General features: G+C 61.2%; 34 protein-coding genes. 16 read left to right on the top strand and 18 right to left on the bottom strand.

The genetic code is table 11. From position 1 onward, the window contains the following. Positions 1 to 217 precede the first annotated feature (217 nt). On the bottom strand, positions 218 to 1,339 hold the full coding sequence (locus tag CPI83_RS28940; RefSeq protein WP_157920644.1) for a hypothetical protein: 1,122 nt from the start codon (positions 1,337 to 1,339) through the stop codon (positions 218 to 220). 524 nt (positions 1,340 to 1,863) lie between these two features. Further along, entirely contained in the window at positions 1,864 to 2,121 is a 258-nt protein-coding gene (locus CPI83_RS28935) for a hypothetical protein (protein ID WP_097388298.1), read from the bottom strand. 201 nt (positions 2,122 to 2,322) lie between these two features. Here CPI83_RS28935 and CPI83_RS28930 point away from each other — a divergent pair, with 201 nt between their 5' ends. The 3 genes from CPI83_RS28930 to CPI83_RS28920 all read left to right on the top strand — a co-directional run bounded on the left by CPI83_RS28930 (position 2,323) and on the right by CPI83_RS28920 (position 3,899). Then, entirely contained in the window at positions 2,323 to 2,580 is a 258-nt protein-coding gene (locus CPI83_RS28930; RefSeq protein ID WP_097388297.1) for a hypothetical protein, read from the top strand. 145 nt (positions 2,581 to 2,725) lie between these two features. Next, positions 2,726 to 3,220 carry a helix-turn-helix transcriptional regulator gene (locus CPI83_RS28925; protein ID WP_157920643.1) on the top strand — a complete coding sequence of 165 codons (495 nt, stop codon included), beginning with the start codon at positions 2,726 to 2,728 and terminating at the stop codon, positions 3,218 to 3,220. Beyond that, the gene (locus CPI83_RS28920; protein ID WP_097388295.1) at positions 3,213 to 3,899 is read left to right on the top strand and encodes a nucleotidyl transferase AbiEii/AbiGii toxin family protein; all 687 of its coding nucleotides are present in this window, start codon (positions 3,213 to 3,215) and stop codon (positions 3,897 to 3,899) included. Before CPI83_RS28925 ends, CPI83_RS28920 begins: the two co-directional genes overlap by 8 nt. 197 nt (positions 3,900 to 4,096) lie before the next feature. Here the strand turns inward: CPI83_RS28920 and CPI83_RS28915 are convergent, their stop codons facing one another. Further along, positions 4,097 to 4,315 carry a hypothetical protein gene (locus CPI83_RS28915; protein ID WP_157920642.1) on the bottom strand — a complete coding sequence of 73 codons (219 nt, stop codon included), beginning with the start codon at positions 4,313 to 4,315 and terminating at the stop codon, positions 4,097 to 4,099. A gap of 421 nt (positions 4,316 to 4,736) precedes the next feature. On the opposite strand from CPI83_RS28915, the gene CPI83_RS28910 reads away from it, so the two are divergent. The 3 genes from CPI83_RS28910 to CPI83_RS28900 all read left to right on the top strand — a co-directional run bounded on the left by CPI83_RS28910 (position 4,737) and on the right by CPI83_RS28900 (position 6,591). After that, complete coding sequence (locus CPI83_RS28910) at positions 4,737 to 5,141, top strand: hypothetical protein (protein WP_097388293.1); 405 nt, start codon at positions 4,737 to 4,739, stop codon at positions 5,139 to 5,141. 143 nt (positions 5,142 to 5,284) lie between these two features. After that, complete coding sequence (locus tag CPI83_RS28905) at positions 5,285 to 5,842, top strand: hypothetical protein (protein ID WP_157920641.1); 558 nt, start codon at positions 5,285 to 5,287, stop codon at positions 5,840 to 5,842. After that, positions 5,839 to 6,591, top strand: coding sequence for a hypothetical protein (locus tag CPI83_RS28900; protein ID WP_097388606.1), 753 nt, complete (start codon positions 5,839 to 5,841; stop codon positions 6,589 to 6,591). Before CPI83_RS28905 ends, CPI83_RS28900 begins: the two co-directional genes overlap by 4 nt. Here CPI83_RS28900 and CPI83_RS28895 read toward each other — a convergent pair. The 12 genes from CPI83_RS28895 to CPI83_RS28845 all read right to left on the bottom strand — a co-directional run bounded on the left by CPI83_RS28895 (position 6,569) and on the right by CPI83_RS28845 (position 14,818). Then, a complete protein-coding gene (locus tag CPI83_RS28895; protein WP_097388605.1) occupies positions 6,569 to 7,006 on the bottom strand; it encodes a hypothetical protein in 438 nt (145 codons plus the stop codon). The genes CPI83_RS28900 and CPI83_RS28895 overlap by 23 nt on opposite strands. A 65-nt stretch (positions 7,007 to 7,071) precedes the next feature. Beyond that, positions 7,072 to 7,422 carry a hypothetical protein gene (locus CPI83_RS28890; protein WP_019748128.1) on the bottom strand — a complete coding sequence of 117 codons (351 nt, stop codon included), beginning with the start codon at positions 7,420 to 7,422 and terminating at the stop codon, positions 7,072 to 7,074. Positions 7,423 to 7,538: 116 nt separating this feature from the next. Beyond that, complete coding sequence (locus CPI83_RS28885; RefSeq protein ID WP_232816960.1) at positions 7,539 to 7,919, bottom strand: DUF6188 family protein; 381 nt, start codon at positions 7,917 to 7,919, stop codon at positions 7,539 to 7,541. A 133-nt stretch (positions 7,920 to 8,052) separates the two neighbouring features. After that, positions 8,053 to 8,616: a hypothetical protein gene (locus CPI83_RS28880; RefSeq protein ID WP_097388290.1), complete on the bottom strand. Its 564-nt coding sequence runs from the start codon at positions 8,614 to 8,616 to the stop codon at positions 8,053 to 8,055. Positions 8,617 to 8,670: 54 nt separating this feature from the next. Next, positions 8,671 to 9,168, bottom strand: coding sequence for a hypothetical protein (locus CPI83_RS28875; protein WP_097388289.1), 498 nt, complete (start codon positions 9,166 to 9,168; stop codon positions 8,671 to 8,673). 186 nt (positions 9,169 to 9,354) lie between these two features. Beyond that, entirely contained in the window at positions 9,355 to 10,470 is a 1,116-nt protein-coding gene (locus tag CPI83_RS28870) for an alpha/beta fold hydrolase (RefSeq protein ID WP_097388288.1), read from the bottom strand. 67 nt (positions 10,471 to 10,537) lie between these two features. Next, the gene (locus tag CPI83_RS28865) at positions 10,538 to 12,151 is read right to left on the bottom strand and encodes an ABC transporter permease (RefSeq protein WP_232816959.1); all 1,614 of its coding nucleotides are present in this window, start codon (positions 12,149 to 12,151) and stop codon (positions 10,538 to 10,540) included. Further along, positions 12,148 to 12,939 carry an ABC transporter ATP-binding protein gene (locus CPI83_RS28860; protein ID WP_097388286.1) on the bottom strand — a complete coding sequence of 264 codons (792 nt, stop codon included), beginning with the start codon at positions 12,937 to 12,939 and terminating at the stop codon, positions 12,148 to 12,150. Before CPI83_RS28860 ends, CPI83_RS28865 begins: the two co-directional genes overlap by 4 nt. 274 nt (positions 12,940 to 13,213) lie before the next feature. Further along, complete coding sequence (locus CPI83_RS30825; RefSeq protein ID WP_157920640.1) at positions 13,214 to 13,366, bottom strand: hypothetical protein; 153 nt, start codon at positions 13,364 to 13,366, stop codon at positions 13,214 to 13,216. Positions 13,367 to 13,396: 30 nt separating this feature from the next. Beyond that, complete coding sequence (locus CPI83_RS30820) at positions 13,397 to 13,573, bottom strand: hypothetical protein (protein ID WP_097388285.1); 177 nt, start codon at positions 13,571 to 13,573, stop codon at positions 13,397 to 13,399. Between the two features lie 159 nt (positions 13,574 to 13,732). Beyond that, positions 13,733 to 13,948, bottom strand: a complete 216-nt coding sequence (locus CPI83_RS28850) for a hypothetical protein (protein WP_097388284.1) — start codon at positions 13,946 to 13,948, stop codon at positions 13,733 to 13,735. Between the two features lie 99 nt (positions 13,949 to 14,047). After that, entirely contained in the window at positions 14,048 to 14,818 is a 771-nt protein-coding gene (locus CPI83_RS28845) for a hypothetical protein (RefSeq protein WP_097388283.1), read from the bottom strand. Between the two features lie 185 nt (positions 14,819 to 15,003). Between CPI83_RS28845 and CPI83_RS28840 the strand changes: the two genes are divergently transcribed. After that, positions 15,004 to 15,546 carry a metallophosphoesterase gene (locus tag CPI83_RS28840; protein ID WP_343229963.1) on the top strand — a complete coding sequence of 181 codons (543 nt, stop codon included), beginning with the start codon at positions 15,004 to 15,006 and terminating at the stop codon, positions 15,544 to 15,546. A gap of 76 nt (positions 15,547 to 15,622) precedes the next feature. Here the strand turns inward: CPI83_RS28840 and CPI83_RS28835 are convergent, their stop codons facing one another. Then, complete coding sequence (locus CPI83_RS28835; protein WP_097388282.1) at positions 15,623 to 16,186, bottom strand: GtrA family protein; 564 nt, start codon at positions 16,184 to 16,186, stop codon at positions 15,623 to 15,625. A 207-nt stretch (positions 16,187 to 16,393) separates the two neighbouring features. On the opposite strand from CPI83_RS28835, the gene CPI83_RS28830 reads away from it, so the two are divergent. Next, positions 16,394 to 16,639 (top strand): hypothetical protein, encoded by a 246-nt coding sequence (locus CPI83_RS28830; RefSeq protein WP_232816957.1) that lies wholly within the window; start codon positions 16,394 to 16,396, stop codon positions 16,637 to 16,639. A gap of 196 nt (positions 16,640 to 16,835) precedes the next feature. Continuing rightward, entirely contained in the window at positions 16,836 to 18,212 is a 1,377-nt protein-coding gene (locus CPI83_RS28825; protein WP_097388281.1) for a hypothetical protein, read from the top strand. Here CPI83_RS28825 and CPI83_RS28820 read toward each other — a convergent pair. Beyond that, positions 18,196 to 18,675 (bottom strand): DUF4333 domain-containing protein, encoded by a 480-nt coding sequence (locus CPI83_RS28820; RefSeq protein WP_097388280.1) that lies wholly within the window; start codon positions 18,673 to 18,675, stop codon positions 18,196 to 18,198. The two genes, CPI83_RS28825 and CPI83_RS28820, sit on opposite strands and share 17 nt — an antisense overlap. Before the next feature lie 86 nt (positions 18,676 to 18,761). On the opposite strand from CPI83_RS28820, the gene CPI83_RS28815 reads away from it, so the two are divergent. After that, the gene (locus tag CPI83_RS28815) at positions 18,762 to 18,977 is read left to right on the top strand and encodes a hypothetical protein (protein ID WP_157920639.1); all 216 of its coding nucleotides are present in this window, start codon (positions 18,762 to 18,764) and stop codon (positions 18,975 to 18,977) included. 317 nt (positions 18,978 to 19,294) lie between these two features. After that, the gene (locus CPI83_RS28810) at positions 19,295 to 20,407 is read left to right on the top strand and encodes a hypothetical protein (protein WP_097388278.1); all 1,113 of its coding nucleotides are present in this window, start codon (positions 19,295 to 19,297) and stop codon (positions 20,405 to 20,407) included. 221 nt (positions 20,408 to 20,628) lie between these two features. On the opposite strand, the gene CPI83_RS28805 is transcribed toward CPI83_RS28810, so the two are convergent. Continuing rightward, a complete protein-coding gene (locus CPI83_RS28805) occupies positions 20,629 to 22,059 on the bottom strand; it encodes a protein kinase (protein WP_097388277.1) in 1,431 nt (476 codons plus the stop codon). Between the two features lie 295 nt (positions 22,060 to 22,354). Here CPI83_RS28805 and CPI83_RS28800 point away from each other — a divergent pair, with 295 nt between their 5' ends. From CPI83_RS28800 to CPI83_RS30815, 5 genes are all read left to right on the top strand, one after another. Further along, positions 22,355 to 22,591, top strand: coding sequence for a hypothetical protein (locus CPI83_RS28800; protein ID WP_097388276.1), 237 nt, complete (start codon positions 22,355 to 22,357; stop codon positions 22,589 to 22,591). Between the two features lie 266 nt (positions 22,592 to 22,857). Continuing rightward, on the top strand, positions 22,858 to 23,904 hold the full coding sequence (locus tag CPI83_RS28795; protein WP_157920638.1) for an HNH endonuclease signature motif containing protein: 1,047 nt from the start codon (positions 22,858 to 22,860) through the stop codon (positions 23,902 to 23,904). Between the two features lie 132 nt (positions 23,905 to 24,036). Then, a complete protein-coding gene (locus tag CPI83_RS28790) occupies positions 24,037 to 24,333 on the top strand; it encodes a nucleotidyltransferase domain-containing protein (protein WP_097388274.1) in 297 nt (98 codons plus the stop codon). Between the two features lie 36 nt (positions 24,334 to 24,369). Continuing rightward, positions 24,370 to 24,717, top strand: coding sequence for a HepT-like ribonuclease domain-containing protein (locus CPI83_RS28785; protein WP_157920637.1), 348 nt, complete (start codon positions 24,370 to 24,372; stop codon positions 24,715 to 24,717). A gap of 839 nt (positions 24,718 to 25,556) precedes the next feature. Continuing rightward, positions 25,557 to 25,712, top strand: coding sequence for a hypothetical protein (locus tag CPI83_RS30815; protein ID WP_157920636.1), 156 nt, complete (start codon positions 25,557 to 25,559; stop codon positions 25,710 to 25,712). Positions 25,713 to 26,170 lie beyond the last annotated feature (458 nt).

Here is a 26,170-nt window from a genome sequence, read left to right as displayed (position 1 = left end):
TGGACGAGCGATCCGGCTTCTCCCTGGGCGAGGCCCGTCGCGCGGGCGCAACCGAAGTCGAGATCGACATCGTCGTCGCCGAGGCCTCCCGTCGACGCGATCGTTGACCGCCCCACCTTCGGAAACCGCAGCGAACAAACGAAAGCCCCCGCCGTCCATACGGACCGCGGGGGACTTTCGCATGCACACCAACAGCGGTGATGCTGAACCAGGTGGGCTACCTGGGTTCGACCACGACATAGAAATGCCACGACGGAGACGCCTCACCCGATGCGGAGCAACTCATGATGCGGCCGGTCCGCTCGTTCTCGCCTGCAGTCGGTGACGAGCAATGCCACTCGCCGTTGTCCCGGTGCGCGGCATTGCCGCCAGGCGGAATGTCGCTGGTCTGGTACTCGTGGGCGATGCGCTGGGCGTCAGCGCAGTCGAGGTGCCCGGAGTCGAAAGAGATCGTGGTTGCCCTGCCACGGTAGGGATCGAACGTGCACGGTTCTGCGACAGTAGATGTTTGGGCCTCGGACGTACTCGGCGCTGCGACAGTCGACGTTGCGGTCTCCGGCGTGAACGGGGTGTTCTTGTCTTCGGGGGTGCGATCGGTACGAGTGGCGACATCGGTGCAGTCGAATGCACGGAACGGCTCCGTCGAGACACCCATCTGCATCGTCACCGGTTCCTGTGCGACCTGAGTCCACGCGCCGGACTTGTGATCGTGGAGATAGTCGACGCGGGTTCCGCGGCCGTCATCGTTGACGTTGATGCTCTGCAGGGGATTCGTGGTGACACCAGGCTGCCCCGGCTTCGGGCAACGGAAGAAGCCGATGTCCGGGTCCGTGGTGTTGTATGTCGCCCACACGTCGTTACCGGTCGTCCACTTGTTGTATGTCGGGGCGTTCACCACAGCCAACGTCCCGTTCTCGCCCAGGCGGAGCACCTGGTACTCGGAGTGATCGGCGAACTGTCCAGTCTGGACGATGATTTCGGGGACGCCGTCCCCTGTCACGTCGCTGACAGAGGTGAGGAAGTGATCCTGTTTGGAGGGGAAGTCGCCCGTCGGCCCGAGGCCACCGCCGCCGGACGTCGAGGTCGGATACACCTGATGCGTGGCGACGCCCCCTGCCTTCGTCGCGACCCGAACTTCGATCGTCGGCGAGGTGTTGATCGATACCGCAATCTGATTCGTGAAGTCCGCGTGCTCAATTGGTGCTGATGCTACGGTCCGGCACATCTGACCCGGGACCGATGCCACCGAGCACGGATCCACAGCGGTAGACGCATTGCTTGCATTCTCGGCGTCCGCCGAAGATGTCGACTCACCTGCATTCGGGTCGTCGGCACTCACGTCGCTACTGCACCCTGCCACAGCGAAAAACGCTGCCACGCAAATTGATGCGCCCACTCGTCCAACTCGATTCACGGAATCCTTCTTTCTCGATCGGCGATACGTACAGATGCCGAGCCTGAACCGGGAGAAGGGTCGGCAGTTCGTAGGTGTTCCCCCCGTTGGTCACAAAGAAATAGTAGCCATTAGCCGTCGACTGTGGTTCGTCGAGCAATCAATCGACGACATCCGGGAAATCGAAACTGACCATGAACCTTTGTCTTAGAGAGGAACTAGGATGATCTGCGACATCTTTCCCGGTGAACGGTGTGCGATCGGCACGCGGTCAACGACAGCGCTGCAATCGGCGCATGTGACTGCAGCCTCGATGTTTTCGCGACAAAGTGCTCTCACGAGAACCGGGAGGTGACGCTCGAGACGGCGGTCGCCACACCACTTGCCTGGGCTCCAAGCTGCGTGGAACACAGGTGGAGCCAGTCAGATACATTGCGAACAAACAAAATCAACAGAGGAGAGCGACGATGTCACAATTCAACAAGTACCTGTGCCCGGAATGCAAGGACCTGGATCTTAAGCTCATCGCCCCGGCCGACGCCAGTGAACCGACCATCGGGCAGTGCCAGGAATGCGGGTTCGAACGGGAAATCGAGGACGACGACGAACTTGAGAACGAATCCGTCGGCGCGAAGTAACATGCCGGGTAGGACCTTCTCGGCGTCGCTACGGTTCTCGCTGCCTACTACGTCGACATCGGACGGTTCGCTGCCCGAGCTTCGTGCCATCAGTTTTCCTGACGCCGGTCCCGTGACCGCTCATTGCTCTCCTCTGTCCCGGCGCCGCGTGGTGGCGCCGCCGCAACGGGGTAACCGCACGTCAGCGCGAAAGCATTTGAGACCCGCCATGGTGGTTACGAACGTCCAGCACACGCACAGCCCGTGTAACTCCCGGTCGCCGCACCGGCACTACGACAGAAGGATTCGATTATGAGCAACAACCCGGTTGCAGACCTGATGACCTTGATCAATTCTGTCGACCCCCGAAGTGAAGACGTCGTGAAAGTGGCGGTAGAAGCGCGGCACTTGGCCTCCGATGTCTATCCCATGCTGGACGAGAAGAAGAGCGCTGATTCCGTCCTCGCTCGCACAAGCGAAATCGCCAACTTCTCTCCGGAAGACGAAGGGCCGGAGGTAGTTCGTGTGGCACGAGAGTTGTGTGCCGACCTTGCTGGCTGGTTCGAGTAGGAGGATGGCAATACGGAGGAAGGATGATGGGGGTTCGCCGGTGGCGAGGGTGGCAACCACAGCGTCTGCGCCCGCCTACTTTTGCGCAGCTGAGAGTGACAGCGCCAACCTTGACCGAAGCGGTTGAATGTATAGAATGAGATACATGCCGTCGAAGAATCCCTCCATATCCGAGCCCAGCGAGCAGTCGCTGATTGCTATCGGCGCGGCCTTGAAAGATCGTCGACGACAGCTAGGGATCAGTGCGACCGTCGCAGCTGAGTCCGCTGGACAGTCAAGGGTAACGCTGCATCGAGTCGAGAGCGGCGCGCCATCAGTCACGGTAGGAGCACTGGTGAATGCCGCCGAGGCGGTGGGTCTGCATCTTCAGCTAACGGATGCTCGCCCGCAGTGGACGGAAAGCAGCGCGGACGAACCAGTGAACACCGAAACTCCAGCGAAGGTGAGAGTGGGTGACTACCCGCTACTGAGCGCCGCAGCTTGGCAGCTCGATGCCGATAGTTGCCTTGACGGATTCGAGGCCTTGAGGACCTACGAGCGCAATTGGCGTCACCTCGACCATGCCGCTATGAGCGACAAGGAAAAAGCTCTGATCCAGGCTCTGGCGGACAAATACAGCAAGGGAGTTCTTCTTGTTTAGCAGAGGCCATCACAACCTCATCGAAACTGTTCTCGAATCACTCAACAGCGAACTATTTCGCGACACGAGTTGCTATTTCGGTGGAGGGACTGCGATAGCACTCCGCTTCGGAGAGTTCAGGGAGTCGATCGACGTCGACTTCATGGTTTCGAGCGCAGCCGGGTACCGAACGCTCCGAGAGCTGATCAAGAGCTCAGGATTCAAATCGATTATGGTGCGCCAGGTCCCGTTGGTCCGTGACCCCGTGGCGGACCAGTACGGGATCCGGGCGATTCTCGATGTCGGCGGTACACCCATCAAGTTCGAGATCGTTTCTGAAGGGCGTATCAGCTTCGAAATTCCGGGGCGGGACGACCAGGTATGTGGGGTGGCGACGCTGTCCCTACTCGACATGGCAACAAGTAAACTTCTTGCGAACTCCGACAGATGGGCAGACACCTCCGTTTTCAGCCGAGACCTGATCGACCTCGCCATGATGGAGCCCAGCAACGGCCTCATGGACGAGGCCGTTGAGAAGGCCGAGGCAGCCTACGGTTCGTCTGTCGTGAGGGACCTCGACAAAGCTATCGACTACCACCGAGACAATCCTCACCGGCTCGATCAGTGCATTCGCGAACTGAAGATGGATTCCACACCCAAGGCTTTGTTGTGGGATCGCATACAGCGGCTATACCGATAGGGCGGCTTACGCGAAAAAGGGCCAGTGAGAACCAGTCTGGCGGTGGGTGAGTAAACGTGATCGACGGCTGGCCCGCGACGATCGCCAGAAACGGAGGAAGGGGTCGAACTCGATTGAGTCCGACCCCTTCTGTGATGAGTTCTGAGCGTCTCTGGGTCATCTCATTTTCGGGTAACGGCACCGGCGCATAGAGTCGCTTACGCCACAGTGTCTGGCTCTCCCAGCAGCTCCGTCGCCACCTCCGTTATCTCGTCGACGTGAGCCTCCGACGCGTCATTCCAGAAGGTGTGCACCTGATCCCGGGCTATCAGGAATTGGCCATTGCCGGGCTGAGTCCATGCTGTGGTCACAGCGTGCGGCGATCCGATCAGCGTGGTGGCCTTCTCGAGTATTTTCTCCGATGCGCTATCGGGCACGTCGCCCCATCTAGCTCCGAAGTCATCGGATTCCAACCAAAGCGTCCCCATTGCATAGCCTTTCGACGGAATAGTTCGCGATCTGCGGAGGGCACGAGTGTATCGATCCTTCCGATTGTCGTGGTGGACATGTCACAACGGATCTCCGCATCAACCCGAGTCCGGAAGTCGTGCATGATCACCGGATGCGTCGGTCTCCTCTGCAGTCGAAAGCTGGCAGGCTGGGTGGACATCGGACTATGAGGCGAATGGAACGAAATCAAACGTCTGTTCCCGCGGCCGATCCGAATGGGGGAGTACGCGTGGCACAGAAATCAACAGGTCGGCACGTCGGGACCGGCGCCCTGCAATTGCTGGCGGTGTCGGCGAAATGTTCAGACGGCGATGGCCCGGTGGAGTTCGCCACACAGAATCGATCGTTGTGCTGATCTTGATGATCCTCGCAGGCTGGTCGACTGATCGAGTCATCCGGACCAGTGTGGCACTTGTGTTGTGCGGAACTGTTTTTGCGTTCTGTGTGCTGTGGGCGGCGGACTACCAGTGGTCGAACGCCGGTGGGTGCCGCGAGACGTTCCCGGCGCAATTCGGCTACCGCGCGCCGAACTGGGAACGCGCCAGCGGAACCGTCGACGATGTGGCCATGTGGTGGCCCGTCGGGCATGAGTGCCGGGGCTTCGACGTCGACTCCGGCGTTTACGCGGTCCGAGGGCCCGCGTGGGGTCTATCGATCGCGGTGTACTCGGCACTGGCTGTTGTGGCTGGATCCCTTGCCATGATCGCCGCACGGATCTTCGGTCTCATGCGTACGCGTTCTGCATCCCGGTGACCACGTCGAGAGTTGGTCAGGGTCTCGACGAAGGCGCACACGGAGAGGCATCAGTGTGCCTGATATGTTGAACTGCAGAGTGATTCGCCCGAACGATTGATCTACGCGCGGTGTTGTTGGACGCCGACTGGTACCGTGCGATCATGTCCAGCGACTTTTCGGCAACCGGCGACAGTGCTCCATTCGATGCCCGCCTCGCCCGAGAGCGAGACAGTGCCAGGCTTGATGCACACATCGCGCGTGAGCGCGTCCGAGCCCGAGTGAGGCAGACACACCGCGAATTTCAGGAATTCGTCACTCTCGTGGAAAGCAAATACGCCTTCTGGTTGCCGTTGGCCGAGTCGCCCGACCTCGGCATTCCCTACGACACGTGGGAACGGGAAACCAGAACTCTGGTCGTGGTCCGACGGCTGTGGGAGTACGTGATCGACCTGGACACCGGCGTGCGCCACGAAATGGAGTACTTCGCCGCACAATGGAAATTGTGGCCGAGGCTCGCTCGATACGAACTGACCGCCATCGCCGAAATGCCTGATCGCGATCCCGCATCCTTGGTATGGGTTCTGATCGACGAGAAGTCTGCTGAGTTGACGAGGAAATGCTTGGCCGACGCTTCGATCTCCGAGGTCGATGTCATCGGGATCGAAGAGTGGTTGTCGCGGAAGGGCCGCACGGGGGAGACGGTTCCGTTCCTCGGATGACCGAAATCCGAGGGACCGAACGCACTGACCAACGCACGGTAAGTCCCGCAGTCGGTTCGATGGGAGACGTAGTGGATCTGGAGCATGTTGCGAGATTTGTCGGCGCACCCGAGTTGGTCGAGATCGACGACCTCACGAGCCAGGACCGTCGGCAGCTGCCGGAGTACTGGCTGCACGCGCTTTCAGGGGACCGTGCGTGGCGCGTAGCGGAAGTTTTGAAGCGGTGGGACGACTTTGGGCGACCGATCATGTCCGACACCTACAAGACGATCTCTGCCAGTCTCGTCGACGTTGCCTTGCTCAAATCTCGGCGGGAGTGGTTTCTCCTGTACCGGATGACCGCGGCGGGCGGGGGCGACATGTACTACCTCGGTGGGAGGCCGGTCACCGACGACGAGGACGTCCCTGCAGCGTGGCACCACTTTCCGGTGAGTCTCACGCGGTTCTACACTCACCTTCACAACGGTTGGTACGACATCGCTGGGAGAACGGTCGGGCCTCTGCCGCTGGGAGAGATGTTTCGCATCGACGCCTTCGAGTGGGGAATCCTGGACGGTCTGGCCCCCGACGAGTACCCCGAGCCCTCGCGCTGCGTCGCAACGTTCCACTCCGGTGGCGGCGGATACCTCTGTCTGTACGTCGACGGGGACGCCGTCCGAGGGGTGGTGTGGTCGTCAGACGAGGCCCCGTACCTCGTCGACTATTCCACCTACCTCGACATCTGGACTAACGTCGGGCTCGGAGCGTAGTCCCCGCGGCAGCCCTGTCCCTCACGGCAATCACCTGATGCGTCGCGGCGAGAACCAACGCAAGCAAGGCCGCCGGAACACTCCCCACCATCGCTATCAGAGACGGGGTTGTGGAGCTGAACGCGACGGCGAAGCCCCACACCGCAGTGGAGAGCATCGCACCGGCAACGAGCCAAGACACCACAGGCCGCGGGATCACCGCGGGAACGATGCACAGCGCCACGGGAATAGCCAACACCAGGAACAGTTGGCGACCGAAGTACTCGTGAACAGTGCCGAGGCATACCGCCGAACTCAACGAATCGAAACCGATTTCGCAACTGGTGATTTCGTACACCGGCCACTGAGCGCTCGCAGATCCCAATACCCCCACCGCGATTGCCAACGCAAGCCACGCGATCCGAATGCCAGTCATGGGCATGATCATGGCATGTGCCGCCGAGTTGCGGCGCTGTCGTCAGCGCCACCCTCACCGAGCGATCAAACTTGCTGATTGCCAGCATCATCGGTGACCGCTGAGGCGGAATAGAGCGACCGGAATGTGGTCACGAACTCATCGATGGTTTCGCGCACCCTTTTCTCGTCTTGCGGTGCGCGGCTCGGATCGTCGTGCCGTAGCGCATTCATGATTTCGATCTGCAGCCATGCCCAGCGTAGGACTTCATGCCGGTCGCGCTGTTCTTCCTCGTACTTGTCGACGATCGATTCGTAGAAGGTCACCAAGGAGTGCAGAGATCTTCGGCCGTGAACATAGTCGTCGGCTACCTCCAGGACCAGAGGATAGTGATCTGGCGATTCGGCTGAAGAATCCTGCGGGGGATCGGAAGTCATCGCGAAGTCTCCTCATACTTGGCGTTCAGGACGGTTCGACACGGGCTAATCATGCGGCCGACGTGTCGCCGTGCGCGTGACCCCGGGCGGTGATGCTGGTCTCGCGGATGGTCACCTCAGTCGCGGTCTGGCCAGTTCCACACTGCGATCGCGCCACCAGGGGTCGAAACGACGAGCACGTTCCCGGGTGCGGAAACGTTCCAACTTTCGAAGTCCGGCGACGGTGGCACCGACAACACGGCACCGGTGTCGAACAGTACGACGAGTGACCCGTCTGCGGGGCAGGTGCTGAGTTCGATTGTCGCGCCGATCAGTTCTGCCGCAATGTCTACCCCGGATACAGGTGCCGGAAGGGTGATGGCCATCTCGGTGTCGTCGGGGCGAGTGAGCACGGGATTCTCCTCGACCAAGTATCGAACGCGCTCGTCAGTTTCGAACTGTAAAGCGTGACCGACCTCGGCACGGGCAACCCGCTGTCCGGCGCCTGGAAGATTCATCGCGTTCACCTCAGAAGGATATGACGGCACCTGCTGTGCCCCGCATGGGCGGGAGAACGTAGGGCCGGTGCACTGTCATGTGATCGTCAGTCGACCAGGGCGGCAATCGGGAACGACTTCGCGGCCCTCGGCCTCAATCCACCGGCTGTGCCGTGAGTCTTCCTTCTGTGGAGGGAGCGCCGGATGCGGCGAGGATGTCGATGTCGCAGGTGCCGTCAGCTCGCCTTCGAAGAAGATCGACTGTGATCGAGGCGACGTCGTAGTTCATGAGCGTCCCCTGCTCGGTTCTGCAGTGCAGCGAAAAGTACACGATCCCGTCCACCACACGGTAAGCCTGTGCTTGGACGCGGAAGTCGCCGCCCAACACCAGCCCGGCGCGGTACAAGGACATCGACCCGTCGGGAAGTCCCGGTAGTAGGGGGATTTCGTCGATTCCGCCGTCGGGGAGCATTCCGTCGACGCCGTAGACGATCGGATGTCCGTCCGATTCCTTCGACACCACTGCCAACGGCATCGACGCCACGTTGAACAAGATTCTGGGCGCACCGCATAGAAGGGCATCGATGACAAGGGAATCACCTTCTGAGCCGAAGGAAACTCCGATGACGCGAATCTCGTGCCCCGTGACCAGCCGAGGCGCGTGAATTTCCAGGGTGAGGGCAGGCATACTCGGCCAGGGCTTGCTTTCGACCAACATCACATCACTCCTTCAAAACGGGCGTCCCAGTCAGGGTGGTCGGCAGGCGCCGGTTCAGTGTTCGACGGGCCACACACCGTCGGTGGCTTTGATCTCGCGGATCATCGACGGGCTGCCAGCGGGCCAAGTCTGGATGAGATAGTCCTCGGTGGCGGAGTCGACGTCCATGTCCCAGTGCTCAGCACGTCCTCGCGTGGCGATTCGGAAGCAACGTGCGCCGGTTGGGGAGGTGAGTTCCCCGAACTCCTCGACGATTTCGTTCGACAAGGTGATGAAGAGCATCGGTTGGCGGCACACTACGTGGACCTCTTCGACGTTGTCCCAGGCGTCGAGGTCGATCGCGGGGCCACCGTTGAGAAACATTTCGTCGTCGCCGGAGAGCTGTTCGAGGGTGACGTTCACCGGTCCGTAGGCGATGCCGGTGTGAACGGAGATCAGGTTGTTGCCTGCGTCGAACACCTGCCCCTCGGAATAGGTTTCCGTGGGATCGGTGTCTGCCGCGGAGATGAGGAACGTGTGGTGCTCGGCATCGACCAAGCCTTGTGTGATCATGCCCCGATTAGATCAGCACAGACTGGAGATCTTGGTCGAGGACGAGGTGTGTTGCCTTCGCTCGTTGCGATAGCGGCTCTGGGCGAGTGGCGCCGAGCCAAGGGGGCGGCCCGAATGTGCGGGTCGCTCGATCGAGGTGCGCAACGTGCCACCCACCGGAGGGAGGTGTTCTAAGACGTTGTCCGGCTAGCGCTGCGCGACCGACGTCATCCACTGGCTCAGTGCCTGCGTGAACTGGCCTGAGAGGGGCACCGGCGCAATCGCGTCCCATTGCCCGGGTGCAAGGACACCGATGTCGCCGAGTCCGTGGTTCGCGGTCGTCAGCTGCAGGAAGGTGGTCGCCTCGGGTGAGGCTGCCGAGCGCAAACGGTGCACCTGGTCGCAGCTGACGTTGAGATCCTTTTCGGAGCACGTGATCAGGACGGGCGTGGAAGGCGACAGGGCTGCGGCGAGCCCGGCTGGATCGTAGCGGTCGGCCTCGGAGAGGAAGCGGGCGTTGGCGGGGACGAAACCGACAGTTTCTAGTAGCGGATCCTGGTCGGCGGGGATGGTGCCGCTCACTCGTAGGGACTGCACTGTGCGAGCGAGACTGTCGCGTGCGGCGTCAGCGTCGGTCTCCGAAAGTTGCCCACCCTGCACAGTCCGGTCGAGGCTGGCGCTTATCTGGTGCGAGAGCAGATCAAGGTATCGCTGCGAGAGAGGTTGCAGCAGGCCGAGTCCCGCGAGCGGCAGTGCAGTGCGCTGTTGCAGGGCGAGCGCGGTCAGGGCGCCTTCGCTGTGCCCGAGTACGACCGTGCGCGTGGCAGGTGTGGACGTCAGGTCGCCGAGCACGTCGAGCGCGCTGTGCGCGTCATCCACTTGCATGTCGAAGCCGTAGTCGAAAGCGTCCGGCGACGTACCTGCAAGGCCTGTGCGCCCGGATCCGAACTTGTCGAACCGAAGGCTCGGAATCCCCTGTGCCGCAAGTGCGTCTGCCACATGCGCGAGAGTATTCGGGAAGACCATGGCGTTCTCCTGATTGCCGTTGCGGTCGGTCGGACCGCTTCCCGGCAGAAGCAGCACAGCGAGATCAGCATGCTCGACGCCCGAGGGTGACCTCAGGCTCCCGTAAAACGTGATCCCGCGAGATTCGAAGGTCACCTCGCTGTCGATACCCGCAGGCGTCTCGATCGATCCCGTCGCCGACGAACCCGAAGGTAGCGCCGGAAGTGCGTGTGTTGCAGGAGCACCCATGATGGAAAAACTCGTCAGAAGGGCGAGGGAGGAGATGGCGATCGAGACGCGGCGGCAAACGGTGAACATGCTTTGTAACCGTACCGGTCGGCTTGGAATTGCTGCCAACGTGGCCCCTGCGGGTTGTTCCGGGCGGCTATGTTGTCGTGACGGCGAACAGGATCCGGTCCGGCTCGCGTTGCATGCGGGTGATCGCGACGCGACCCCCGATCCAAGCACCAAGTGCACCAATCGCAACAGCGACAGGGATGGCGAAATAGTTCACCGGGTTCGGTAGCAGCGCCCCGAGTAGAACGCCGGGCGCCGTTGTCGCGGCGAAGATGACGATGGCGAGGATGATCAGTCCGAAGGACGAGCCGTTGAAAGACCCGCGGGTGTTGAAGGAGAACGTCTTCTTCATCTCCGGAACCGGGTAGGGCGCTTTGGCGGATATCGCCACTACCAATCCTGCACCGACTCCCATCATCGAAATGCCGACGGCGATCGGCACGGCCAGTCGGTCGGTCCCGAGGTCCCCGAAGATCCGTACAGCAGCTGTTGCGACGACCACGAAGGGTGTCATCACGATCGCCCACGCGATTTGTCGGCCCCGGACGTCAGCGGCAGCGGCTTCGGGGATCATCACCAGATGCCAGATCGATGCGCCGTCGAATCCGTACAGATTCGATCCGGCTGCCATTGCCAGGTAGATCAGGAACCAGGCACCCCATGCGGCGGAGAAGGGGATAGATGACGAGATCAGCGGTCCGAAGCCGGAGACCAAGGTCATGATGGCAACGGAGAGCAGTTGTGTTCGTCGGCGCATGTCTCCGTGCCAGAGCGAAAGCTCGCGAGAGATGACGGTGCCCAGTCGGGATGCGCGCCAACCGGTTCGAATGTCGCGGCCCTGGTTCTTCAATTGCACGGAAGTGGCGCCCGCTGATTCTGCGACCTTCCCGTTGAAGAAGCGAACGACCAGGCGTTGCCATGACCACAGCAGTGCGAGATCGACCAGCCCCAGGGCGAGGACTACTCCGGCGGCGAGGAGCCAGGCGCCTCCTGCTGCTGCGTCGACACTGGTGATTCCCCACGCGAACGGGATCGAATGCGCGACCGTGAGCGGCCACGTGACGTCGCCGTCCACGACCGTGCCGAGGCGACTCTGCAGCGGAAATTGCAGCAGATACAGACCGCCGAAGAACGTGCCGAATGCCAACAGTCCCAGTTCGCGGCTGCGACGACTCCGCAGGAGCTGCGACATCGCCAGCATCGCGACCCGTGAGGTGCCGACCATCAGCAGGACCGTTGTGGGCCACGCAACGATCGCCAGAGGCAACGCGGCAGCATGGTGGGTTGCTGCATAGATCGGTATCGCTGCGGCAGCCAACGCGGTAATCGGGACGGTCATACCGACCAGCGACGTCGAGAACAGTGCTCGGGCGAGCCGGGCAGGTTCGAGGGGGAGTAGTTGGAACTGTCGGGGGTGCAGATTGTCGTCCGAGAGACCGGACATGATCGGCATCAAGATCCACATCACGCCGATAGCCGACAGTGCGAGACTGGTTGTGCCGCCGACGAGTTCGGAAGAGTTCGCGCTCGTCCCCGAGGCTTGCAGGCACAGCAGAGCTGCCCCCAGAACGCCGAACAGCGCTGCCACGACTTTGATGACGGCCCTTCCGCCGGTGAATTGGCGTTTGTAGAGGGTCACGCGCATGCGGAGAACAGTGCGCCACAGTGAGGTTGGGGCGGTGCACGTCGTTGGCAAGCTCATGAGCGCATCCATGACAGGCCGTCGGGATTGGGACTGCGGCTACCGACAAGACGAACGAATGCCTCGTCGAGTGTGTTGTCGCCCCGCACCTCGTCGACCGTTCCGGAGGCCACTACGCGACCGTGTGCGATGACTCCGATGTGAGTACACAGTTGTTCGACAAGGGCCATAACGTGACTGGAAAGAATGACGGAGCCACCTGAGTGGACGAAGGAGAGCAGAATGCTCCGAATTCCGGCCGAAGAAATAGGGTCGACAGCTTCGAACGGCTCATCCAGTACCAGTAGGCGAGGGCCGTGCAACAAGGCCGAGGCCAACCCGATCTTCTTCGTCATGCCCGCTGAATAGTCGGCGATGACCGTTCCACCTGCATCGGCAAGATCGAGAGCGGCCAACAATTCATCTCGGCGCGACGCGATGACGTCCTCGGGCATGCCGCGCAGGCGTCCGAAATAGGTGAGCAGTTCATTACCGGTGAACTGGGCGGGCAGCGCCAAACCGTCGGGCAGAACCCCAAGCAGACTTTTCGCTGCCACAGGGTCGTTCCATACGTCGTAGCCGTACACCAGGCTGCGACCGTAGTGCGGGCGGAGCAATCCGACAGCCATCGACAGTGTGGTCGTCTTTCCCGCTCCATTCGGCCCCACCAAACCGAACATCGAACCGGAGGGCACCGCGAGGGAAAGGTCGTTCACGGCAACTTTCGCGCCGAACGCCATGCAGAGGTGTTCCACATGCAAAGCCATCGGTCCGGGCGGTAACTGTCCAGGGTGGGGGAGAGGGTGCATTGGTCGAGGGTAACTGGATGGAGGCGCAGGCGCGGAGGCCTGGTTCTGGAGCGGGCGGCGCACTGCCGGTGTAGGTCTCAGGCCGCGTGCGTGTTCGGCATGTTGGGCGCCAATGGAGTTCGAGGGGGTGATGCTGAATGGTGGTATTCGCGACCGAGCGAGGTGGAGCGTCGCCGCCGGACCAGGGTGAACGGTCCATCGTGGGTGCACGGGAAAGCCCCTGCCGACCTTCTCGGTGGGCAGGGGCTTGAGTGTTGTTGTGTACGAGTCGAATTTACACCCGATCTGCGTCAGCGGATTCGTAGTGCCCGGCCTCGGGGTTCCACTGCACGCCGGGAACATACTTTGGCCTGTCGGGGTCGGGGCCAGCGATGTTCTCGGGGATGCCGCTGACGAGGTCGCTGCGGGTGGGTTCGTTCGTTGTCATGAGCTGTTTCTCCGATGCGGTCAGGTGCGGTTAGCTGTCGAGTGGTTCCCAGTAATCCAGGCCGACCATCACGCCTTGTCCGTATCCGTTTCGAGTGAGGGCGTCGCGGGCGCTGGTGCCCTGGTAGTCGGTGCTCGGGTGTCCGTCCTTCCAGTGGAATCGGAAGGTTTTGAGTGGTGAATCTGATTCAGCGGCGGGGGAACTCATGCGTCGAGGATAGGTGAGAAGTTCGTGTCGCGGTCGGGGAAGGTGATGCGGCTGACGGGTTCTCGGCTATGGCGGTCGTGCACTAGTGGACTGTCAGCGACAAGAACGGCTCCCAACCCGGGGAAGGGGTGGGAGCCGTTGCGAGGGTGCGAGGGTGCGTCAGAACATCTTGCGGAGTAGATCGGTGTGAACCTTGCCCGGTGTGGCGATGTCGTGTGCTTCGCCGTTCACGTCGAACCAGCGGCCGTCCTCGAGGCTGGCGTAACTGCCCTCGACAGCGACGACGCGTGCGGTGAAACGGTCCTGGTTCGTGCCGACGCCGTCGGCGACGATCCTCTGGACGGTGTCCCCGGGACTGATGCTGGTGGCACTCATACGGTGGCTCTCTCTACTTCCTGGATTCCTGCGCGGAATCGACTGGCGGCGTGCGCGTTTGCTTCGACCTTCAGTATGACGCAATCGGTGAGCCCGTAGTCAGAACGCGCTGACGGTGACTTCGACGGAGGCGGCGGTCGCCGGAGCGAATCCGGTGACCGGCGTGGCCTCGTTGATCGTGCCGTTCGGCGGGATGGCGCTCTGCGTGAAACCGAACATGCCGCCGACGATTTCGCCGCCCGCATCACGGAAAACGTAGAAGATCCGCTGAGGGGACTTGAGGGTGGTCGCGCTGTCGGACTGCGCGGTCAATGCGACCCGAGTGTCGTACCCGGTTCCCAGGAGCTTGGCCTCAGCGGTGACGGTGACCTGCGGATCCGAACGCGACGGTGACCGGCCCGGATCGGTGGTGACCTTCAGATCGGCGATAGCGGACGAATCGATGAGCATGCCGCCGACGTAGGCGTCCGCGCCAGCGGCGAGAAAGGCCACAGTCTCCTGCTTCGTTTCCAACGGTGTGCCCGACGCGTCGAGGGCGGTGACCGTGACCTCGGAGAAGGCGACAGCCGACCCCGGATTGTGGACCCGGATGCCGTAGGTGACGAAGTCGCCGTCCGCGACCAAGCTCCATCCCTGCTCGACGACCTCAGGTGCCGTCGGCCCACTGTTGGACACACCGGGCGCTCTCGTCGTCGTGGACGGCCGTGACGGCGCCGAGACGTCGCGGGCGGTGGTCTTCGTCGTGCTGGTGGAGGCAGCGTCCGCTGCAACCGCCTGACCCCGTGTCGAGTCGTTCGAACACGCAGCGGAGACCAACACGGCAGCGCAGAAGATCGCGGCTGCGGCGGAAAAGCGTCGACGGGACTGCACAAGGGCCTCCTGCTAGTTAGACAAGTGTCGGGAGCGTACCGCTCCGGTCACCGGACCTGACTGCGGGAGCGGTCGCGACGCGGAACCGCCGTGCGAACCACGCCAGCTGCATATGTGTAAACATCTGCGGTACAACGCTGTCGCGTGATGCGACCGGCCCAATCTCGAGGTGAGACGTGCGAACGATGATTCTGGCGGACCGGCCCGCCGAAGTGGACCTTCTGACGACAATCGTCGAAAACGACATCGAGTGCGTCATCACCTGCGGAGACCTGCACAAGTACTACCTCCGCGACCTGGCGTCCGTGACGATTCCGAAGTTCGGTGTCTACGGGAATCACTGTTCCCGAGGATATTTGGACGAACTCGGCATCACCGACTTGCACGGCAGGAAAGGGCGGCTCCCCAACGGGATGAGTGTCGTCGGGCTCGAAGGATGTGTGCGGTACAAGAACGAGCCGGACGTGCTGTACACGCAGGAGGAATACGCCGCGATCCTCGCCGCGTATCCATGGAAGGTCGATGTCGTTGTCACCCATGCTCCGCCGGAAGGGATCAACGACAGTAGCGACGCGGCCCACGTCGGCATCACGGCGCTGCGAGAGTACGTCGACGTGGTCGGCCCGCGGTACCTGCTGCACGGGCACACGTATCCGAACCCTGTTCTCGAACAGGTGGGACGGACGAGCGTGATCTACACGCACGGGATGCAGATCGTCACGTTGTGACCGCACCGGCCGTGGGCGGTGGCAATTCAGGAGATGCTGGACGGGAACGGGCGTGGAATGTGCTCGCCTCGAACGGTCAGTCGTGCGCTGTCGTCTCGGAAGGAGGAACATCGAGGCCAGGCGGGACGTCGTTGTCGAGACCAGTAGGGCCGTCGAGGATTTCGTCCGGGAAGACGAATCGGCGCATCGCCCACCATCGGAAGCCTGTCGCCAGAAGTGTTCCGATCAGTGAGCCGCTGACGAAATCCGCCAGATTTTCCATCACCATGGACACTTCCGGTTGCCGCCAATTGAATACGTACCGCGAAGTCCACAGCGGAATCTGATTGATGCCCGTCCCGACCCCGGCGATCACGAAGAACAACGCTGCCTCGTGATGCCGCTGCCTACCGCCGCGCTGCGCGAACGACCATTCGCGATTGAGGACATAGGACACGACCGTGGCGACCAGTATCGCGAGGATGTTCGCCGTCACCGGATGCTCGGGCAGCACTGTCCACTTCAAGCCGAAGAACAACACCGTGGTGACGATGAAGGCGATACCGCCGACGACCAGGAACTTGAGCATCTCCGCGTGAGGGAGAATTCTCACGAGAACTCGCTCGGGAAGCCTGTTAACAATTTTTCCGACGAACGCCATTGCTCGACACTAGCCGCAGCAGGGGAGTCGCAGTTCGTCTCAACGGATTCGTGACAGTGGCCTGAAGGTCATGTCGAGTGCGCGAAGGTGTTGTCGCGCAACGCGGAACGTGGTCTGGTTGGTCAGCTCGCCGATCCGACTGTCAAGGCGCTATCCGCTATACGATTGTGGGAGAACAGAATCAAAGGCAGAGAAAGGGTGTGCGCAGTGAAGGTGACCGAGCAGCATGTTGCGGCGCTGAAGGAACTGATCGAGCCGGTGGATACGGATGGCGTGCGGGAGAAATACCGCAAGGGCGAGTTCCCCCGCGCCGATGCCGTCGAAGACTTGGACGTGAGGTACCGGTGGGATCTGTTCCACGCCGTGAAGGGGTACTCCGCCTTCGGCGACGATCACGGCTACAACAGTGACCACATCGACACCGCGTTGCGCAGCATCGTCACGCCGTTGTAAGTTCCGAAACGGTCCCACCGCTCGTGGGCCTGTGTTGTTGTGTGTTGTGGTTCTCGGCTCCCGCTGACTGAAAGGTCGGCGGGGGCCGATTCGTCGGTTGTAGGCGCAGTGAAGGTGCTTTCCGGTCCGCATAGAGGAAGATGTCTGGGGTGGCAGGATGGTCGAGACGCTGCTGCCACAGGGAACGGAATAGACGATGATGGGGATGTTCGGTGTTATCGGCCCAACCGAAGACAGCGATCCGCCACTTGCGGAGAACTTCGGCCTCGCCGACCGGTCCGCCGATACCGATTCCGTTCTGTCAGGTGTTGAGCAATCACTGCTCCAACAGTTGAGCGCAGCGATACCGGTCGACGAGGCGCATTCGGATACTGGGGAACTCCTGATCGGGCAGGCGATCGACAGTTACTACACGTATCACTACTTGGCGCGAGCACTCAGTGAGCCGATCGTCATGGCGAACGCGGCGGTGCGCGAGGCCGTACTCGGTCTACTGCGGGCACAAGGGCGCGTTGCGATCATCGACGTGGCGGGCGTCTTCGACTCCAGTGCGACTACGAAGTCCTTGAGGCAAGTCATCTCGCGGATCAAAGCGAATATCAAGTCGAGCGATCGAAGTCCGGCGGGGACCGACGCGGACCTCGAAACCATCACGCATATCGCGAACCTCACCAACCCGGACGACGCCAGTACGCGGCATTACCCACGGTCCGCCCTGCGAATCAGTACCGAGTTCATGGTGCACACCAAACTCGAGATCGGGTACGTCAAGGCGCTGAGGAATTCCTTTGCGGCGCACCCGTCCTACGCGCTGAAAGTCGATCCAGGCAAGTTGGGTGTGAACGTCGACTGGGAAATCGTCGAGAGAAATCTCGTCCTTGCAGTCAACATCTACGACTACCTCAGCGAACACTTCTGTGCTGATGTCGAGGCGGCGCCGGGTGTCGGCGGACCGAACGAAACAGCCGACAAACCGAAGGACATCGGGATCGAGTTCAATTCGGCCATGGCCATGATCGTGAGGGACGGCGCCAAGAGAAAAGTCGATGCCCTGATCGACGGACTGACCTCCGTCCCGGGGTACGCCGCCCCCGAGGTGGATCCACGAAGAGTGTGGGAGGGCGCGCCCGGTCGGCGCCGCCGGGTGATCACGCACTTCGGTAAGCGCGTCCAAGAACTATTCCCCGGGAACGGCGGCGTACGTGACAGGCGAGATGACGCCGTCATCGACGGAATAAACGCTGCGGTAACACGTTTGATGAGAAACCGGCCCGTCCGTGTCGGTGCCGACGAAGACGCGCCGGAATGGCTGCTGAACATCCGCATCGTCGCAGCCCTGTTGGACATCAGCGAATCCGAGGTCGCACGGCGGCGACGATCGGAGCGCCTGGTGGCGTTCAAGGACCGCAGAGCCTGGGTTTTCCCTGCATCCCAATTCGTACGTGCCGATCCCGAATCCGAGCAGTGGACTGTCAAAGTGGATCTGGTCGACAGGTGGTGGAAATCCCACGAAGGAAGTAGCGGATGGGCGACCTTCCTGGCCGGAGAGCGCCAGGTCAGCGCGGACGGCTGACCTCGAACGAGCCATCGGAATCGGTGACCGTGACAGTGACCTCACTAGCCTCGCCAGCGATCCGGAACGTGCACGTGAACGTGTTCATGATCTGGATGGGTTCTCGATCCGGGCAGTGGATATCGGTGAGATCCCTTGCGCCGTACGACTCGGCGACGACCTTGCTCACGCCTTTCGCGACATCGATCCCGTCCAAGTAGCGGCTGGCCTCCGGCTCGTCCGTAGTGGTCGGGGCGGGCGGATAGGTGAACTCCTGGACAGTGGCGGGCGAGGATCCCGGCTGCGTGGACTGACGGCCCACCAGGAAGGCGGCGAGGACGATGGCGGCGACAGCGACAAGCGAGACTGCGCCCAACGCCCAGAGCAGGGGCTGGCGGGACGGCGGCGTGCCTGGCTGCTGCATGGACATCGAAGGATCTTCCCACGTGAGCGCCCCCGGATCGATCGCGGCTGTAGTCGGCACCGGACGATAGTCTGGGCGCTGAACAGGGGAGAGAAGCGATGACGAAACAGGCGCCAGGTCCGCGATACGCGGGGCAAGGACACGCCATGCAGATCGAGGGGACCGTGGCGATCCTGATCGCCGTCGTGGTGATCGGCGTCGCGCTCGCAGTGTTCGGTCCCCAAGAGCCAAACGGGATTGTCATGCTGGCGCTCGGCGCCGTCAGCGGCATAGCAGGGGTGGTGCGGCTCTGCCGCGGAACCACATTTAGGTCGATCGAGGAGAGGGTCGGACCGAGCCTCTTTGGCCCCGACTCGGATTGAACAGCGGCGACTACGGCGCGCTTTGGCGATTGGTGCGCATCTATCAGCGAGCGCGTCAGAAGTTCGTCGAGGTGTCTGTGCCGCCGCCGCGTGGAACAGGGAGACCAGACAGCGGTGAGAGACGCTGCCGCCGAGGTAGACACCGCTGAGCTAGGTGTTCGGCCGCACCCTCTGGTAAGTATTCTCTGGACTCCCGCTCAGTAAAGCGTGGGCAAAGTTCCGGATACCGAGGATGAGATGACACCACTGCCGCTTTCACCGATCTGTCGACTCGCTCAGCAACCCGAGCAAGCGCCCCGGCAACAATCGGCCGTGCCATGCGCGTGATCAAGGGCCTCGTCATCGGGCTGACGGCAGTTCTCGGGACGACAATCATCACCGCCTGCGGTAGCTCGTCAGCCGAGGACGAGGCACAAAGCCGGACAGTCGTCGTCGACCAGTCCGTGAAATCGGCTAATCGCAAGATCGTCGAAGTCGACGGTGTCAGTGCATCGTTCTACTACTCGACCGCGACCGCATCAGGCCCCATGGGGACGAACCGCCCGGTCGTGCACGTCGAACTCGAACCGGTCACACCTGGCGGAGTGAAGAACTTCCGCGCGAAAGTCCAAGTGCGCCATGATGGAAATCCCGTCGATACGTACTACTCGTTCGACAACAAGGGGTCGTCGAAGAACGAAAAGATCACCAACGACTTCGAATACAAGATGTCCTTCGGTCTCCTGCCTCAGGTGACCGGCCCACGGCACGACGGGTCCAGTGACGACTTTGCCAGCAGAACCGGCACGGACTTCGAGTTCACGATCACGGAGATCGAGATAGCGGACACCCCGTTCGCTCCGACCGAATTGGTGCGCCGAGCGCTACCGACATTCGCCGACACCCCGGAGGACCAGTTCAACAAGCTCGCGTACGACCGGCGGTGGCCGGTATCGAAGATGTTCTCACCGTCCACCACCTCGGGATCGACGACTGACCCGGTCCGGCTCCCGGCAACGGCGATGATCAGTTTCATCCGCCAGGTGAACGAGCGCGCTGACAGCAAGACCGCTCCGACCTCCCCGACACAGCTCTTCGAGGACTGGATGAAATCCTGGAACGCCGACATGCTCGCCAAGGGCATCGAGGTGTTCGGCGACGACAAGATCAAAGAGACGTACCGCCGGGTCCTCGCTGGCGACATCGAACGCTGGTACCCCAGCTCCACCTACATCGTCGGCACCGGCCCCGGACAGATCCCTCCCGGTACCTACCAGACGACTGCATCCGACCGCCTCTTCAAGGACGGATACTGGGAGAGGACAAGCGTTTCCGGAGACATCATCGACAACAACTTCGTCTCCTCCGCTCAGCAAGTCACCGTCACGATCGGCGCCAATGACGGCCAATTCACCGCCTCGCGGCTGGGGACCTGGAAGCCTGTCGGGTAGAGGGGCTAGCGCTCCGCCTGCGCTACGTCGATGGTGACCGAACCGGCAGTGCCGCAGGCTGTTCCATTCTCGCGGTTGGTGACTGTGTCCGCACCTGTTGCCGTGTGAGCCGAGAAGGTGGTGAGACGTAGTCGGAAGTCGACTACGTCTCACCGCCTTCCGTGTCACTGGCTAGGGCAGCCGAACTGAAGAATCGAAAGACATCGGGATACTAGTGCGATTCAGAGGACGCGCTCACCGATCCATTCGCGCTCACCGATCCATTCGCGCTCGCCATCGTTTCGGGTGAGGGGAGTGGTCGCGGCATCGAGCGCTGCGGCAATCGCCCCACGGATCTTTTTACGGGTCGTCAGCCGGTTGATCGGCAACGCTGCATCCGTACCCGCCACCAGGAGTTTCCATCGCCCATCTACGCGTTCCTGGTATTCGGTCATCAGATCAACCGTGCCCTTGTGGTCGACAATTCCACCGACGACGAGACGTTTGTGCTCACCTTTGTCACGGAGCGCCAGGACGAAAGAACCATCCCAATCGTCGTGTTCAAAGCGGCCGTGCTCATCCATGACGGCAGCCAAGCGGGGCTGATTGTCGAAGCCAAATTCATTTCGTGGATCGAAGTCGACACGGGCAGTGTCGTCCCATTCGACGGGTCCGACTGCGACCTCGCACTCACTTCGGATCACCCCGAGAAAGTCTCGCTGGTATCTATCGAGTTGATCGAGCACGTGTTGCAGATATTCGAACCCGCGCCCCTTTTTCGAAGGGACTAGTACGGGAGGCGTATGACGGCCGGGATACAAATCCAACCAAGCGCGGAGTTCGTCACGGAACTCGGCAGCCGTCGGGCGGTCTTCGGCATTGTAGGCCGTCGCCCGCTCGATCAGAACGTCGAGGGCAGCGGCATCGCCCCCACCGAACCGATACATCGAAAACTGCTGCTGCGAACGCAATACCGGCCCAGGCGGGGGCACGCGGACAGTCGACTCGCCCGTCAGCGAAACCAGCCTCGGGGCCGCAATTGACCAGAACGTCATCGCCAGTGAATAGATGTCGGCCTTCGGCCAGTCGAGCCCTTCCCGGACGTACCTGGCCTCGGGAGCTAGGAAATAAATGGGACCGAGCTTGTCGCCATCGGCAGTCACATTCCATTCGGAATCTGCCCACGCAGCTATACCGAAGTCGGCCAGCACTGGACCGCCGTCGTGCCAGAAGATGTTGTCCGGCTTGATGTCACGATGAAAGACTGGGTTGGAGTCCGCTGCCAGTCTCGCCAGTGTGTCGGCGAGAGTGGCAAATGCGCCCACCACGTCGTTGAAGTCGGCGCCCTCGAGCTCGTCGGCCAACATATCCGCGTGAGGCATGACGTACCAGAGTTCGTCTTCCGTCGAACAGGAGTCGATGAGGGGGAGTACGCCCGAGGTGTCGGCGCCGGAGAGTCGCCGCATGCCTGCGACCTCGTCTCGAAATCGTCGTATCGTGTCCTCTGCGCGAGACCGAGACCCCTTGATGACGAATCGGCCGGACGTGTCGGATCGACAGTCCCACGTGAACCTCACGTGATGCTTGTTCGGCGCCACGACATCTCCGGCCTCCCAGCGCTGATCCCGGCCGTAGAATTTACCTTCCTGAACCGCCAAACGTTTCCTGCTCATGGGTGGACGATACTTGTGTCCACCGCGGCATTCTTCTCGGATCGTGTGTTACTGCCCTCTGCGCGCTGGTGCCATTCGCGGTGCACGTGGGTGCGCGTCCAATCAGGGCAGTGCCATTTGCACAATCCAGGTTGCGATACCCTCGGAGCGCTATTTCGGCTCGATTTACACAGATAGGTGCACTCCGTGGACTGCGTATCGGCTCACTCGGCCAGCGTTGATAGTCATATCACGCACTTCCGATCGGGCGCGCGATCTGATGTCGAACGGAAGGTCGAGAAAGGCCTGACGGCTGGTGGTTAGCTTCGTCAGATTCGACCGAGTTCCTACCGCGCGCCGGACGACAATAGAGAAGTTCACAGAACCCCGCGATGCTGTTATCGCGATAGCCGGGGCCGCGATCAACTTCGCCGATGCTGACCGCGATCGCAACGTCGTGTTCGTGAAGAACGGATTCAACGTCGAAGACGAATTCGGGACCGTGCAAGTTGCGTTCCGGCTGATCTTCACCGAAGCCGATACTGAAACCTGACGCATTTCCTGGTGCTTTGTCGGCAGTACTGAACTCCCCATAGTTGGCCCGTGGAGTGCGCGATAGCCGAGAGCGGGTCGGACACGGTCAGACGCGAGCGAGGTGGCGTCGTCTCGCCTGCGAGTGACCGTTTGATGCTGAGATGAATCTTGTCTGGGTTGTCTCATCCACGCTGATCACGAGCCCGCGACGTGCTTCTGGACAGTGCGTGTCACGACGACGAAAACTGGTCGTTTTCTGTCGACGCCAGTTGGTACGGTCACGGGGTGACGATGTTTCCCAAGGCTAAGGCCAGTAACGTAGAGACATATGAGGTTCGCTACCGGCCTGGGGACAGCGAGGCGAATGCGATTCTGCGGGCCGCTCTTCTCAAAGAAGGGAAGGGCCGGTGCTATCTCTGCAGAACCCGGGTGACTTTCGCTGGTTCCGAGATCGACCATATTGTTCCCTGGTCAATTTCCGCAGCCAATCTCGAACCGATCAAGAAAAAGTATCTCCCTCCTGCTCAGGCAGAGCGTTTCGGCCTCCACCGGGCGCACAACCTTGCTCCGATCTGTACCACATGCAACTCAACCAAGTCAGATGGCACCTTCGAAGATGTTGAGGCACTGGCAGTTTGGCTGAAAAGGGCACACGATAGGCAAGCTGCAGTCGAGAAGTCGGTGATGGATCTTCGTTCCGAGTTCGGCCTCATGAAATCGATGAGCAAACTTCTGGCAGTAGACTTTTCATCTGCGTCGGTGCAGGAATGCCTGTTGACTCTCGGCCCGACCTTGATTGACCGTTTTCGATCCGAGGCGCCCGCAGTGTTGGAAGGCCTCTCTGCCTACGTCTACAGAGGTGAGTACAGCGATCACGGGTGCTTGGATCAGCGTACGTTCGCAGACGGCCCGCTGATTCGTCCGATAGTCCTGGACGAAGGTTCGAGGCGCGCGAAAGTTGCCCTTGAAGAGGTGTTCAGGTGGGACTTCGATGAGTTGTTGGACATCGCGTTCGGTGCTGTCGAATGTGCGATCAGGGACGATCAGGCCGATCAGCTACGTGGAGCCTTGGAGGAGGGTTCGAGTGCAGAGCTGGGTTCGGTTGAGGGTCTGATGATCATCACTGTCAATGAGGTACGAATCGAGGAACGGATCGTAGTCGTGCGGGGATCCTACGAGTCGGATGGCTCGGCCGAGATCGCGATTGTGGACTATCAAAACGACTCGGGGACCAGTGGGGGTCAAAGGGAGGTTCAGTCAAGGGGCGACTTCGAGGTGCCACTCTGGGAGGAGCAAGCCAGGCCGGAAGCTGGCGACGTCGACCTCTACTGATCACCTCACCGCCGCCTGCTGGTCCGAACCCCCTTACCGTCTGTCCCGCAGTCGCAGCGTGCCCATCGAGAAATGTATGCGCTTCGCACTGAGCTGATGCTTGCGCTGGTGGGAAGGCGCTAAACTGCAGCTATGGCGCAGACGGTGAGTGAGCTTCGACTGCCAATTGCTCTCGCGGATCTGGTCGAGCTTTTGAAGAGCTACGGAGCAGCCGAAGCATGGGTGTTCGGAAGCTACGCGCGTGGGTCTGCGCGTCCTGACAGCGACCTCGATCTGCTGGTGACTTTTGCAGCAGACGGAGACCCGTGGGCGTTTTTGGCGTTGCAGGAGGAGTTGAACCGCCGGTTGCCGGGCGGGGCGGATGTCGTGACCCAGCTCAATAGGCACTTCGCGCCCTACATCGAACCTGACATGGTGAAAATCATCTGATCTTCGATCGTGCCGCGCGAAGCTAGGATGACACCCATGTTCAAGACTCCGGCTCCGCATTTGTCCGCTGTCGTTGAAGCACTGGTCAAGATTCGCGATTCGCGACCGGGATCGATTGAGGCATTGGTCAACGATTCGCTGTTGTGGGATGGAACCTTGATGCGAGTGCAGGTAGCGGGGGAGCATCTCGCGAAGATCCGTGACCAGTTTCCGGAGTTCTTCCGTGAGCACCACGACGATACGTGGAACAAGTTGATCGCGATGCGCAACATCATCTCTCATGCTTACAGTGAGGTGAATCCGAGCATCATGTGGGACGTCGTCGAATACCGGCTGGATGGTGTCCGAGATCGAATCGAAGTGATTCTGGGCGAACTGCGATAGGTATCTCGGGGTGCGCGATATCTGACAGACGTTGCAGGTGCGAATGAACCGGGGCCCAATAGCTCAGTGCCGCTTGCCCTGTCGACGTTGCAGTCGGCGGGCCCGTCTTGGTGATCAAAAGCGAGATCGACGACGTCATGCAGCGCCCGCCGGGGATGCGTGAGCTACCGGCGGGGTCTTCTCGGTGGGAGAGTTGTCCGGCGTCGGGGTTTGTTCGGCATTGTGAATTGTGGTCGGCTGGTCCTTGGCGGGTAGGTGAGGGTTGCGTCGAACGCGGCGATGAGTCCGTGGTGTTCGAGGACGAATTCGGTTGGATCAGTGGGGCTTTGTCTGCCTACGAAGAAGACGCGAGGTTTGGACTTAGTCGGCGTGGGGGTGTGTGTTCGAGTTCGCTCACGTTGGAGATCCCGGAGCCTTTGGAGGTTGTGCTCGAGTAGCGCACGCAGTCGTGGTGTCCAGTGGGACCAGATAACTGTTACGCGGTGGCCGTTGATGACGCGTGCGGGGTTTTGCGGGTCGCGGGCTCCGGCGTACAGGGGGATGGAGATGCTCTCTGCCGTGGTGCGCATCTCCGATGCCCAGGCGAGTTCGGCGTGGAATATCCGTAGTTCGGGGTATTGATCGACGTCCTTGTTGTTCAGTTGTTTGAAGACGGTCGAGTACCGATTTGTGTCGATACCGGGGATATGAAGGGGCATCTCGGTACGGTCGAGAGGGAGTTCGACGAAGGTTCGCGCGATGTGCGTTAGCGTGCGGACGCGTTGTGAGTGGCCTGTTTTCGCTTGGGCAGACGGGGTGTTCGGTCTTGATCGTGATGGGATGCGGTGTTCCGGGTTCGGGTGTCGATTGTCGACCTGGTCGTGGGACTCGGCGAGTATCAGCTCGGATGGATATGTGCCGGTGGGGTTCCGGCGCTTTCTGCTGGGGCGGCAGGTGTCTGTGACGGTGGGGTTCTTGTCGCCGTCGACGGTGCATTCGTCATCGTGTGGTCCTGAGCGGGCCGCAAAGTAGGGCGACGGAATATTGTGCGGTTCTATGGCGCCGGGGGACACCGGCACTCCGCAGCCGAGACATACATATCCTCCTGAACTGAGCATGTTCCTGCGGCTCTTTAGATCTGCCGCAAGGCGTGGCTCTGAAAGGTCGATGTCCCACGCGGTATCCATTCAGTTCCCCAGCCCTTGTCATTGAGTGTGTGGACCGACTGTATCGCTGAGCTCTGGTGCGCGGATAGGTGACGAGTTCGTGTTCGCGGCCGTGATGTGGCTAGCGTGGCCTCGTGCTCGATCGAGGTCAACTGGCTGGCTCGCCGGTGACATCGCCGTCGCCTGATTCGCTTAGGGCTAGGAGCTCCTGAATTCTGGGTCGTACTAAAGCCGTAGGCATGCCCCGAACTTATCGGCTGCGATTCCGGTGCGTGTTGACAGTGACCAGATGCGGACCAGCCCATCCA

It is taken from the genome of Rhodococcus sp. H-CA8f (assembly GCF_002501585.1).
Taxonomy (GTDB): domain Bacteria; phylum Actinomycetota; class Actinomycetes; order Mycobacteriales; family Mycobacteriaceae; genus Rhodococcus_F; species Rhodococcus_F erythropolis.
Note: the sequence above shows the minus strand (reverse complement) of the source record. Positions and strands in the feature narration are given on the sequence as shown.